The 12132-nt window shown below is 60.5% G+C and carries 11 protein-coding genes; 6 read left to right on the top strand and 5 right to left on the bottom strand.

Annotated features, from left to right (window positions below; genetic code table 11):
* Positions 1–554 precede the first annotated feature (554 nt).
* Positions 555–1298, bottom strand: coding sequence for a FadR/GntR family transcriptional regulator (locus tag B0E42_RS26530; protein ID WP_053178239.1), 744 nt, complete (start codon positions 1296–1298; stop codon positions 555–557).
* A gap of 97 nt (positions 1299–1395) precedes the next feature.
* Between B0E42_RS26530 and B0E42_RS26525 the strand changes: the two genes are divergently transcribed.
* The gene (locus B0E42_RS26525; protein WP_018614081.1) at positions 1396–2109 is read left to right on the top strand and encodes a FadR/GntR family transcriptional regulator; all 714 of its coding nucleotides are present in this window, start codon (positions 1396–1398) and stop codon (positions 2107–2109) included.
* A 168-nt stretch (positions 2110–2277) separates the two neighbouring features.
* On the opposite strand, the gene aceE is transcribed toward B0E42_RS26525, so the two are convergent.
* Complete coding sequence (gene aceE, locus B0E42_RS26520; RefSeq protein WP_077508412.1) at positions 2278–4947, bottom strand: pyruvate dehydrogenase (acetyl-transferring), homodimeric type; 2670 nt, start codon at positions 4945–4947, stop codon at positions 2278–2280.
* Between the two features lie 175 nt (positions 4948–5122).
* Here aceE and B0E42_RS26515 point away from each other — a divergent pair, with 175 nt between their 5' ends.
* Positions 5123–5575 (top strand): MarR family winged helix-turn-helix transcriptional regulator, encoded by a 453-nt coding sequence (locus tag B0E42_RS26515; RefSeq protein ID WP_077508409.1) that lies wholly within the window; start codon positions 5123–5125, stop codon positions 5573–5575.
* A gap of 11 nt (positions 5576–5586) precedes the next feature.
* On the opposite strand, the gene B0E42_RS26510 is transcribed toward B0E42_RS26515, so the two are convergent.
* Positions 5587–6651: a pyruvate dehydrogenase gene (locus B0E42_RS26510; RefSeq protein WP_077508406.1), complete on the bottom strand. Its 1065-nt coding sequence runs from the start codon at positions 6649–6651 to the stop codon at positions 5587–5589.
* A gap of 131 nt (positions 6652–6782) precedes the next feature.
* Positions 6783–7199, bottom strand: a complete 417-nt coding sequence (locus tag B0E42_RS26505) for a VOC family protein (protein WP_024616242.1) — start codon at positions 7197–7199, stop codon at positions 6783–6785.
* 109 nt (positions 7200–7308) lie between these two features.
* On the opposite strand from B0E42_RS26505, the gene B0E42_RS26500 reads away from it, so the two are divergent.
* The 3 genes from B0E42_RS26500 to B0E42_RS26490 all read left to right on the top strand — a co-directional run bounded on the left by B0E42_RS26500 (position 7309) and on the right by B0E42_RS26490 (position 9519).
* Complete coding sequence (locus tag B0E42_RS26500) at positions 7309–7962, top strand: aspartate/glutamate racemase family protein (RefSeq protein ID WP_053185763.1); 654 nt, start codon at positions 7309–7311, stop codon at positions 7960–7962.
* Between the two features lie 41 nt (positions 7963–8003).
* Positions 8004–8753, top strand: coding sequence for a hydroxypyruvate isomerase family protein (locus B0E42_RS26495; protein ID WP_014336666.1), 750 nt, complete (start codon positions 8004–8006; stop codon positions 8751–8753).
* A 220-nt stretch (positions 8754–8973) separates the two neighbouring features.
* Entirely contained in the window at positions 8974–9519 is a 546-nt protein-coding gene (locus B0E42_RS26490) for a DUF4256 domain-containing protein (RefSeq protein WP_077508403.1), read from the top strand.
* A gap of 190 nt (positions 9520–9709) precedes the next feature.
* Here B0E42_RS26490 and B0E42_RS26485 read toward each other — a convergent pair whose 3' ends face one another.
* Entirely contained in the window at positions 9710–11215 is a 1506-nt protein-coding gene (locus tag B0E42_RS26485) for a hypothetical protein (RefSeq protein ID WP_077508401.1), read from the bottom strand.
* A gap of 313 nt (positions 11216–11528) precedes the next feature.
* Here B0E42_RS26485 and B0E42_RS26480 point away from each other — a divergent pair, with 313 nt between their 5' ends.
* The gene (locus B0E42_RS26480; RefSeq protein ID WP_053185773.1) at positions 11529–11954 is read left to right on the top strand and encodes a hypothetical protein; all 426 of its coding nucleotides are present in this window, start codon (positions 11529–11531) and stop codon (positions 11952–11954) included.
* Positions 11955–12132 lie beyond the last annotated feature (178 nt).

Raw genomic sequence — 12132 nt, 5'->3', positions numbered from 1 at the left:
CTGGTTTTCGAGCGTTCACAGATCAGGCGCTCACCATAGATCCCCTGTGGGAGCAGAGCTTGCTCGCGATGGCGGTGTGTCTGTGCCAATGATGTTGGATGTGCCGCCGTCATCGCGAGCAAGCTCGGCTCCCACACTGGTTTTCGAGCGTTCACAGATCAGGCGCTCACCATAGATCCCCTGTGGGAGCGAGCTTGCTCGCGATAGCGGTCTGCCTGTGCCGATGATGTTGGATGTATCGCCGTCATCGCGAGCAGGCTCGGCTCCCACACTGGTTTTCGAGCGTTCACAGATCAGGCGCTCACCATAGATCCCCTGTGGGAGCTGAGCTTGCTCGCGATAGCGGCGTGCCTGTGCCGATGATGTTGGATGTATCGCCGTCATCGCGAGCAAGCTCGGCTCCCACACTGGTTTTCGAGCGTTCACAGATCAGGCGCTCACCATAGATCCCCTGTGGGAGCAGAGCTTGCTCGCGATGGCGGTGTGTCTGTGCCAATGATGTTGGATGTGCCGCCGTCATCGCGAGCAAGCTCGCTCCCACAGGGGAGGCGGGGTTATTCGTTGTAGAACGCCTGGCGTTGTTGGGTTTCACACAGGCGCATGCGGCTGTTGCTCAGATGCAGGTACATGGCCGCCCGCGCCGCATCGACATTGCCGCTAGCGATGGCGTCGAAGATCTGCTGGTGTTCGGCGTTGATCCCCTGCAGGTACGCACTGCGATCACTTTGCCCGGAATAGGCGGAGTTCATGCGCGTACGTGGTATCAGCTTTGTGCCCAGGTGCTTCATGATGTCGATCAGGTAGTAATTGCCGGCCGCCTTGGCGATTTTCAGATGGAACTGGAAATCGGCATTGATGGTGGTGCCGGACTTTTCCGGGCCTTGCAGCAACGCCTCCAGCGCCTGGGCCAATTCGGCCAGCGCTTCAGGCGTTGCGCGCTCGGCGGCCATGCCGGCGGCCTGGACTTCCAGGCTCAGGCGAAATTCCAGCAGGTTGAGCACATCCGACAACGTGGCAATCGTCGCTGGCCCCAGGGTGAAACCCTCCGGTGCTGGCATGTCCAGGACAAAGGTGCCGACGCCATGCCGCGTCTCCACCAGCCCCGCTGCCTGCAAGCGCGACAGCGCCTCACGCACCACCGAACGACTGACGCCTTCGGCCTCCATGATATGCACTTCGGTGGGGAGCTTTTCGCCGCACTTGAGAATGCCGTCACGCATGCGCTGGGCAAAGCGGTCGACCAGGGTTTCGGCGAGGCGGCGCGGCTTGTTCAGTGGAGATAACGCTTGATCCGTCATCGGCGTGCTCTAGTGTGATCAGCGGGCATTATAGTGAGTTTTGGCGCAAGGTCGCGGCTATAATGCCGCGATCGTCTGGCTTTAATGGATAGGTGCAATGGACCGTGTCACACCCGATCGACGCCTGAGCATGACCCAGCAACTGGTGGTCGACCTGACGCAGCAGATACTGGCCGGCGAACTGCCAGCGGGCAGCAAATTACCGACCGAACAGGTCATCATCAAGGAACGCGGCGTCAGCCGGACAGTGGTTCGCGAAGCCATGTCGCGGCTCCAGGCCGAAGGCTTGGTGGAAACCCGTCACGGCATCGGCACCTTCGTGGTGGACACCGCCCGCCCGGGGGATTTCCAAGGTAGCAAACACGTCAAGGGCGGCGCCTACGATGCATTGGCCGTCATCGAACTGCGCCTGAGCCTGGAAGTGGAAGCGGCCGGCATTGCCGCGCAACGGGCCACGCCGGAGCAATTGCTGGCGATGCGTGAAGCGCTCGACACGGCGAATGCTTTTGACGCAACGGATGGCGAAAGCGCCCGGGTCGATTTCGAGTTTCATCTACAGATCGCCCAGTGCACGGGCAACAGTTTTTTCATCGACGCCATGGCCCATGTGGGCAATGCGTTGATCGCCGTCGTGCAACAGGCCGGGCCGACTGTGACGAGTGAAAATCGGGCGTTGGTGGTGCGTGAGCGCGAGCAGATCTACGCGGCGTTGGCGCGGCATGATGCGCAAGCGGCGCGGGCGTCGATGCGCTTGTATCTGATCAATATGCTGCAGCGGGTTCGGGGCGTGGTCGAGTCGACGGCGCAATAACCTCCCACCGCAGAACCCTGTGGGAGCGAGCTTGCTCGCGAAGACGCCGGCACAGCCAACATCACCGGCCCAGTCAGACCGCCTTCGCGAGCAAGCTCGCTCCCACAGTTTTTGATCCTGGCTGCTCACAGCAGCGCCCCCGGGGACGCCGCTGCAAGCGGGAAGGGCTCAAACCGCTGTCGGGTTCTGTTTCTCCGGGTCAATGCCATAAAGCACAATCGCCTCGGCGACTTTTTCCCGTGGTATCACCCCGTCATCGGCCAGCGCCTTCAAGGCCGCCAATACGATGAAATGGCGATCCACTTCGAAGAACCTGCGCAGCGATTCACGGGTGTCCGACTGGCCAAAGCCGTCGGTGCCCAAGGCCACGAAGCGGCGTTTGGGCACGAACGGGCGGATCTGGTCAGCGAATATCTTCATGTAGTCGGTCGCGACCACCACCGGCCCCTGTTTATCCAGCAGGCAGCTTTCAACATGGCTGATACGAGGTACCTGCTGTGGATGGAGCAGGTTCCAGCGTTCGACATCCTGGCCGTCCCGACGCAGTTCGGTCAGGCTGGTGACGCTCCACACTTCGCTGCTGACGCCGAAGTCCTGCTCCAGCAACTGCGCGGCGGCGACGACTTCGCGCAGGATCGAACCGCAGCCCATGAGTTGCACATGCTTGCCTTCGTTGGGCTGCGCAGGGGCTGAGAGCCGGTACATGCCTTTCAGAATATCTTGCTCAACCCCTTCGGGCATGGGCGGATGGGCGTAGTTTTCGTTGAGCAGGGTGATGTAGTAATAAATGTCCTCGTTGTCGACATACATTCGCCGCATGCCGTCCTGGATGATCACCGCCAGTTCATAGGCATAGGTCGGGTCGTAGGACACGCAGCAGGGGATGGTGGAGGACAGCACATGGCTGTGGCCGTCGTCATGTTGCAGGCCTTCCCCCATCAGCGTGGTCCGGCCGGAGGTGGCGCCGAGCAGGAACCCCCGGGCGCGGGCATCGCCAGCGGCCCAGGCGAGGTCGTCGACGCGCTGGAAGCCGAACATCGAGTAGAAAATGTAGAAGGGCACCGTCATCACGCCATGGGTGCTGTAGGAAGTGCTCGCGGCGATCCAGGAAGAAATCCCGCCGGATTCGTTCAGGCCTTCCTGCATGATCTGGCCGTCCCGGGCTTCCTTGTAATAGCTCAACTGACCGGCGTCTTGAGGCGTGTACAACTGACCGACATGGGAATGGATGCCGATCTGGCGGAACAGGCTTTCCATGCCGAAGGTGCGTGATTCGTCCGGCACGATCGGCACGATCAGCCTGCCGATGTTCGGGTCCTTGAGCAGCGTGCCGAGGATGCGCACGAAGGCCATGGTGGTGGAGATCGCCCGCTCGCCGGTGCCTTTGAGCTGGGTGTCCAAGGTCGATAATGGCGGAATCTGCAAAGGCTCCACCGCACTGAAGCGCGCAGGCACGTAGCCGCCCAACTGAGTGCGCCGGGCTTGCAGGTAAAGGGCTTCGACGCTGTCCGCCGCGGGCTTGAGATAGGGCATGTCGCCCAGTTGATCATCCGTGAGGTCCAGGCCGAAACGATCACGGAACGCCTTGACCGCGTCCTCGCCCATCTTCTTGAGTTGGTGGTTGATGTTCTGGCCTTCGCCCGCTTCGCCCATGCCGAAGCCTTTCACGGTTTTCGCCAGGATGACCGTAGGCCCGCCGGTGTGGCGCATGGCGGCGGCGTAGGCGTTGTAGACCTTCTCCGGGTCATGGCCGCCGCGCGACAGCTTCCAGATGTCGTCATCGCTCAGGTCACTGACCAGCGCCTGCAACTCGGGGTATTTGCCGAAGAAATGCTCTCGCACATAGGCGCCGTTCTGGGACTTGTAGTTCTGATAATCGCCATCGACGCACTCCATCATCCGCTGGCGTAGCAGGCCGGTCTTGTCCTTTTCCAACAGCGCATCCCAACCGCTCCCCCAGATCACCTTGATGACGTTCCAGCCGGCTGCGCGGTACAGGCTTTCGAATTCCTGGATCACCTTGCTGTTGCCGCGCACCGGTCCGTCGAGGCGCTGCAAGTTGCAGTTGACGACAAAAATGATGTTGTCGAGCTTCTCCCGGCCCGCGAGGGAAATTGCCGCCAGCGATTCCGGCTGGTCCATTTCACCGTCACCGAGGAACGCCCAGACTTTGCGCCCCTGATGTTCCTTCAGCCCGCGATCTTCCAGGTAACGCATGAACCGCGCCTGGTACGCGGCGGTGATCGGCCCGAGCCCCATGGACACCGTGGGGAACTGCCAGAAATCCGGCATGAGCCTTGGGTGCGGATAGGACGAAACACCGTCGCGGTCGGTCTCGCGGCGGAAGTTGTCCAGCTGTGCTTCGTCCAGGCGACCTTCCAGATAAGCGCGCCCGTAGATGCCCGGCGAGGAGTGGCCCTGGATGTACACCATGTCGCCACCGAACTGCTCGGTGCGGCCACGGAAGAAGTGCTCGAAGCCCACATCGTAGAGAACGGCCGCCGAGGCATAGGAGGCGATGTGCCCACCCACGTTCGAATGCTTGCCGGCGCGCAGCACCATGGCCAACGCGTTCCAGCGGATGTAGGCGTTTATCCGCCGTTCTATGGCCAGGTCGCCGGGATAGGGCTGCTGACGGTCCAATGGAATGGTATTGACGTAAGGCGTGGTGACGCGCCCGTAAAAATCGCCATGGCGGTTGGCGTCGAAATCCAGCATCTGGTCAATCAGGTAGTGGGCGCGAGACCGCCCCTCGACGCTCGCCACCGATTCAATGGATTCGAGCCATTCGCGAGTTTCTTGTGGATCCTCGTCGAGGAACATGGGTTGTTGTGCCATCGTTGTCTTCTCCTGGACAGTGCTGCAGCACCGAGTCGTTTGGTGCCTGACTAAGGGGCGTGGGTCGACGCCAACCTTCAAGAATGTTTGTAGTTGCAATTGCAACTACGTGCGAGAACTTAGCCTGTCGCGCGCTACAATTGCAACTAAATCGATCTCATGAAAAAGGTGATGCATGTCTTCAAGCGAGCCGGATACCTGGTTCAGATTCGTCAGGGCGCACCGCTGCCTGATCCGCGAAATCGAACGTCGGCTGGCCGCCGCCGGGCTGCCGGCCTACGCCTGGTATGACGCGTTATGGGGCCTGGAAAGCGGCCCTGACGGCACCCGGCGCATGAACGAACTGGCCGACGTGATGGCCATCGAGCGCTACAACCTCACTCGCCTGGTGGACCGCCTGGAGGCCGAAGGCCTGGTCACACGCAGCCGCGCCAGCGATGACGGCCGGGGCGCATACGCCGCCATCACCGAGCGTGGGAAGGTATTGCGCAAAAAGATGTGGAACATTTACGAAGGGGCGGTGGACGAATTGTTCTTGTCGCAATTCGATGACGCACAGCAGCGCGTCTTCAGCGACGCGCTGGAGCGAGCGGCCAGTGCCGCGCGCAACAGCGGACGAGCGCGCTGACGCCGGCCTGCTCATGCCAACTGATACCGCGCCATGGCCTGTTCGACATGCGCCTGGGTGATGGCGCCTTCCTGAACCAAGGCTTGCAGGGCCAGCACCACGATCCAGTGCTTATCCACCTTGCCCATGGCGGGGCCGGTCGAGTCAGCGCCGAGCGCCACGAACCGTGATCTGACATGTGCTCCGATCTGCTCGGCGACATGCTGGGCATACCCGGTCACGGCCACCACCGGCCAGTCTTCGGTGTCGAGGCAATCGAGCAAATGCGCCGACCGTCGCGGCGTCCCCGGATGCAAGCGATTCCAGCGTTGTGCTTTGTCTGCATCGCGGGCCAGGCGGGTGTAGCTGGGGCAACTCCACAACTCGCTGGCGACGCCCCAGTCGTCGCGCAACATCTGCGCCGCCGCTATCACCGACTGCAAGGCCAACCCCGCACCCAGCAAGCGCACCCGAGGAAGCACTGAATCGGTATCGATCCCGGCGAGCCTGTACATGCCCTTGAGGGCCTGGCTCGCGCAGAGGGGGTCGGTGGGCGTGATGAAGTCATCGGGTTGGTCGTGAAGCGCCATGTAGTAAAAGCCGTCATTGCCTTCCACATACAAACTTTGCAAAGCCGCCAGGGCAATGGCGTGCGCCTCGGCACCACTGGCGGGGTCGAACGGCAGGCATTGCGGGTTGGCGACCAACCAGAGCGGCACCCAGGGATGGGCACCCTTGGGCCAGTGCGAAGGCGAGGTAATACCCCGGTTGGCCGATTCATTGGACAGTGCGCAAAGCTCGGCCGATGTCGCGGAACGGGTCAGGTACAGCAGTGGTTTTTCACTGGCGCGGGCCGTGGCGCTGAAGCGCAGGGGCCAGGCGCTGATAAGCGATTGCTTTATGTCGTCCGACCGCGGATGGGTGCGTATGACCCAGATATTTTGGGCAGCACCCGAATCACTTTCCAATCGGTTGGCAATATCGATCATGGTGCAGAGCGGAGATGCGCAAGCCGTGTACATTCGGATTTTTTCGATGCAGACCTGAGCCGCTCGCCCTGTGTCAGGTGTTTTTTTGAAAGTGGAAAAACCGATCATGAACCAAGGCGCTCCGTGCATTGGGTAATGCCGGGACCATACTGCACTCTTCAATGTAATTGCAAATGCAATGGTTTTGCCTCGGTGCCAGTGTTCGCAGCAAGCGCGAGCGGGCACCGAGCCTGTTGAACTCAGGGCTCCAACGCCGGCCCCTTCAACTCGATCTGGTTACCATCCGGATCGAAGCAGTAGATCGACCAGCCCTTGCCCTCCGCGCCATAGCGCATCTGCGCTTTCTCAACGGACAGACCGGCCGAGGCCAAATGCGCGAGGAGGGCTTGTTCATCAAACGGCTCGATACGCAGGCAGAGGTGATCGACGTTGTGCCCTTGCTTACCGGGCGCCGGTCCACCTTGGCGACCTAGAGGCCCGTCGACGGCCACCAGGTCAATCATCGAAACACCAGTGCCCAGATGAAGCATGCCAAGATCGTCCCGGCGCTTCTTGAGTTCGCAACCGAGCACCGACGTGTAGAAAGCGAGGCTGCGCTCGAGGTCTTTTACGCGCAGGACGATGTGGTCGATACGTTGAATCGTGAAGTTCTTCATACGGGCCTCATGTGCTCAGTGCCGCATTGTTTTTTGCCACAGGAATTCCACACGCTATCGGGGCTTCTGATACCGTGCAAAAAAACATGATCTGGAGAATGGCATAAGCATGAAGGCTCCACGAATTTTTATGATCCACGCGACCCCATTGGCGATCGAGCCCATCACGGCAGCCTTTGCCCGGCATTGGCCGCAGGCACGGATTATCAATCTGCTCGAGGATTCGCTGCCCCAGGACCGGGTGGAAGAGGGCGAGTTGACCACGAGCATGAAGGCGCGCTTCCTGACGCTGTCCCACTACGCCGTACAAAGCGCGGCGGATGCCATTCTGTTTACCTGCTCGGCGTTTGGCGATGCCATCGACCTGGTGAAACCCGAGGTGGCCATTCCCGTGCTCAAGCCGAACGAAGCCATGATCGACCAGGCGCTGAGCCAGGCATCGCGCATTGCTGTGCTGGCAACGTTCGAACCCACCATTACCTCGATGATGCCCGAGTTCAAGCAAGCGGTAGAGCGCAGTGGTCGCGCGGTGGAAGTGGTGCCCTATTTCGTTCCGGGTGCATTGCAGGCGTTGAAAGACGGCAACCCGCAAGCCCACGATGCCGCCATCGTGGAAATGGCCGCTCAGGTTAAGGATTGCGACTTGATCTGCTTCGCCCAGTTCTCGATGACCAGTGCTGCCGAACAGGCCCAGGCTCGCTCCGGACTACCGGTATTGACCACACCCGACAGTGCCGTGCTGGCGCTGCGCAAGTTGCTCTAAACGGACGATTTCGTTTCTTCCCAGGATGGATGATTTACCCCATGCCAAAGTTCAACGCTCACCTCGGTTTTCAGTTCAATGAAGTGCCTTTTCTACAACGCATCGAAGCCGCCGCCGCTGCCGGGTTTCGCGCGGTGGAGTTCCCGTCGCCCTACGAGTTCGACGCCAGTCTCCTGGCCGATCACCTGACTCAACACAACCTGCCGTTGATCCAGTTCGCCGCACCGGCTGGCGTGACCAAAGGCATCGCGGCCTTGCACGGCCAGGAAGAGGCGTTTCGCAGCGGCTTGCTCCAGGCTGCTCGTTATGCGAAGGCGCTGGCGTGTTCGGATGTCCACATCATGTCGGGCGTTACGACCCAGGAAGACGCCGCGCTGATCTATGGGCGCAACCTGGAGTACGCCGTCAAATTCCTTGAGGACCAGGGGCTGCGGCCGCTGATCGAAGTCATCTGCGTGCAGGAAATGCCGGACTACTACATGTCCGACTTCAGCAAGGCGCAGCAGGTGTTGGAGACGTTCCCGAGTGTCGGTCTGATCCTCGATCTTTATCACGCCCAACGGCTGACCGGGGACGCGGCGGATGTCCTGGCTCGCTTCTATGACCGAACCGTCCATGTGCAAATTGCTGACTGCCCGGGGCGTCATGAACCGGGGACGGGGAATATGGATTTTGCGGCGTTGTTCGCAGACCTGGAGCGGCGTGGCTATCAAGGCTGGATCGGCTGTGAATACCGCCCCACCGGCTCTACCGTGGCAGGCCTCGATTGGATCAAACAGTTCAGCGCCTGACAAACAGCCAAGCCTGCCTCCACCCCCCTGTGGGAGCGAGCTTGCTCGCGATAGCGGATCCCCAGTCAACCAATCTGCTGGCTGATACACCGCCATCGCGAGCAAGCTCGCTCCCACAAAAAAAGCGGCCCGGTCTGTGGGAAATCTGCTGCCCGTCTATCCTAGGTAGTCTTGAACCAGGCGCGGAATCGGCAACCGATCATCCAGGGACTCCCACACCATGAAAAAACAAGAACAAGACAACCTCATCCAAACCCTGAAAACCCGCTTCGAAAAAAACCTGAATCGCCACCCAGACATCCTCTGGGCCGACGTTCAGGCCAAGCTCGAAACCAACCCCAATGCCCTGAAATCCCTCCAGGCCATGGAAGCCACCGGAGGCGAGCCAGACGTGATCGGCCTCGATCCGAAAACCGGTGCTGTCACCTTCTGCGATTGCGCCAAAGAAAGCCCAACCGGTCGCCGAAGCCTCTGCTACGACCGTGCCGCCTTGGACGCACGCAAGGAGAACAAGCCCAAAGGCAGTGCCGTCGAAATGGCCGAAGAAATGGGCATCGCTCTGCTGACGGAAGACCAGTACCGAGCCCTGCAAACGCTCGGCGAGTTTGATGCAAAAACGTCCAGTTGGCTGGCAACCCCTTCAGCGCTTCGCTCCCTCGATGGGGCGATTTTTGGCGACTATCGTTATGGTCGGGTGTTCATCTACCACAATGGCGTGCAGTCGTATTACGCGGCGCGTGGGTTTCGTGGGGTGCTGCAGGTTTAAAGGGCAACCCAAACCTGTGGCGAGGGGATTTATCCCCGCTGGGCTGCGCAGCAGCCCCAAAACCATTCACCTCGGCGTGTCAGGAACAATCAGTTGCAAGGTTTGCGACTGCTGCGCAGCCGAGCGGGGATAAATCCCCTCGCCACAAAGGATCTGCGTGTTCGAACGGCCGCAGTACAACAAAAACGCCTCACTCAAAAACCAAAACCTCACCCCCCTTGGCTTCAACCATCTCACTAAACTCCGGCAACCGCGCCACAAACTCCGTCTCAAACGCCAGGTACCGATCCTGCGCCGGCACATAACGAACATCCGGCTTAATACGCGGGATGTCCTTGCTCGACAGCTTCACCACCTCATCACTGCCCTGATTCCAAAACCACGCCAGCGTGTGTGTGCCAAAGGTGTTGGCGCGATAACTCCACACCCACCACTCCCCATGCCCTCGGGAAACATGAAGCTGCCCATGAAACGTGCGCAACGTAATGACCTGCTTGGGCTGCGTGACAAGCAGCCGCGTGTCCTGGCGCAGCTCACTGCCAAAACCATCCAATGTCGCCTTCGTCGCAGTGCCGGTCATGAAGTTGAAACGCCACGCCAACAACACCGTCTCCTGATAACCCGAATGCTCGACGTTCTGCCGCGCACCTTCGCTGAACAGCAAAACCTCGTCACCCCCCAGGTAAGCGGTTGACGTCCGCAGCTTATAGGCCTCAGCGGGCATCCGTTTGGCGACGATGGCCTGGTGCGGCGGGTCTTGATTCCAGACCCAGCACTTAGTGCCGTTGTGCTGCATGAACAGCAAACGACCTGGGCCTGCGGGCAGGATCGTCAGTTCATCCGCGTACTCGAAAATCACCTTGCTGCTGTCCGCCGTGATCCGCCAGATCCGCGTCACATGCTCGGGTTCGTAAATGCGCTGGCGTTCGAATATCTCTGAGCCCACCACCACGCAGGGCTGTTCAAAATCCGGCCATTGCACCCCGGCAGGCCCGAACGCCGCGATCTCATCGCCTTGCCGAATCTCGTATTGATAACGGTCATCCGCACTGTAATCGCCGCGCATCACCCGACGTTTCCACAGGCTGCGCTGGGCATCGGCATCGATGAGCTGCAAGTCCGCGGCGTCCACGCCATCGGTCCGCTGTTCGAGCATGTCCTGCTCGGTGGGCGGCCACTGGTTGTAATCGATCAGAAAGCACAACCACTGGTCATCGTCCTGCTCGGTGATGGCAGCCCAACCGTTGCGGTAGTTGTATTCATGCACATAAGTGGCGCCGGGGTAGTCATGGACTTCCTGCAGCCACTTCACCTTGCTGCGCTTGGGTTTGGTCGGTTTGCGTTCGACGGCAGGCTCCGGCGGCGCGAGTAAACTCGCCGTGAACCTCGGCTCGCCGCGCTGGCCCTGCCAGTGCTGGGCAAACGCCTCGCGCTGATCGGCCTGGACAATCACCGGCCGATAATCGTCGCCACCGGCATCCAGGTTCCACAAGTCATAACCCTGAGCCGCCAACACCGGCGCCAGCGCCTCGAAACAGACCTCGGGCATCTCGTTGGACAGCTCATCCAACAGCGCCTCGAACCCCGGGCCGGCAAACACACCGATGTCGGGGTAGTAATGCTGCAGCAGAGCCAGCAACTCGCCGCCGGGAGTTTTCCAATCGATATGAACCAACGGATCAAAACGAGCTGCCATCACGCCTGCCTTCCCCTATGATTTTTACCTGCGCCATCTTAGCTGTTCCTCAGCCACATCACCCCGCCCAAGCAAACCACCCAGTGTGGCGAGGGGATTTAGCGAAACGTCGCACCGCCCCGCTGGGCCGCGTAGCAGCCCCAAAAAATCATCTAGCGCCGCGATCCACTGCCGATGCTCAAGCGCAGGCACTGAGACAGTGTGAGAGTCGTCTCATTAGACTCTTCCACCCACCCAGCCTGCGCTCTAAACTGCGCGGGCCCAGTTGGGCAAAGCAACGCCGGTTCGTTCCGGCCAATCAGGGAAGAGAGTGATGAGAGTTGTTTTTGTGGTGCTGTGGATGCTTAGCGGTTATGCCTTTGCTAGCTGCGGCAGCATAACCGACAGCGACCAGCGTTATTACTGTGATGCCAAGAACGGCAATGGCAGCTGCGGCTCGATCTCCAACAGCGACCTGCGTTACGCCTGCGAGGCCGAGACCGGCAACGGCAGTTGCGGCAGCATCCGCGACAGTGACCAACGTTATTACTGCGATGCCAAGACCGGCAACGGTAGCTGCGGTTCGATCTCCAACAGCAACCTGCGTTACGCCTGCGAGGCCGAGACCGGCAACGGCAGTTGCGGCGGCATCACCGACAGTGACCAGCGCTATCTCTGTGAAGCCAAGACCGGCAATGGCAGCTGCGGCTCGATCTCCAACAGCGACCTGCGCGCTCAATGTGATGCCTTGAAGCACTGACTGAACGACTCGCTGAATGAAGCTGCCCCCCCTTCAACAATGCTCAACAAAACCGTGGCGAGGGAGCTTGCTCCCGCTGGGCTGCGCAGCAGCCCCAAACCCTCCAACACAACACACCCGAAAAATGGCGCCCCGGTTGCCCCTCGTCTACCGTTGACGGGAACCGCCCCCCCTGGAG

Source organism: Pseudomonas sp. A25(2017), assembly GCF_002001065.1.
In the GTDB taxonomy this organism is placed as follows: domain Bacteria; phylum Pseudomonadota; class Gammaproteobacteria; order Pseudomonadales; family Pseudomonadaceae; genus Aquipseudomonas; species Aquipseudomonas kilonensis.
This window is presented reverse-complemented; position numbering and strand designations above follow the sequence as displayed.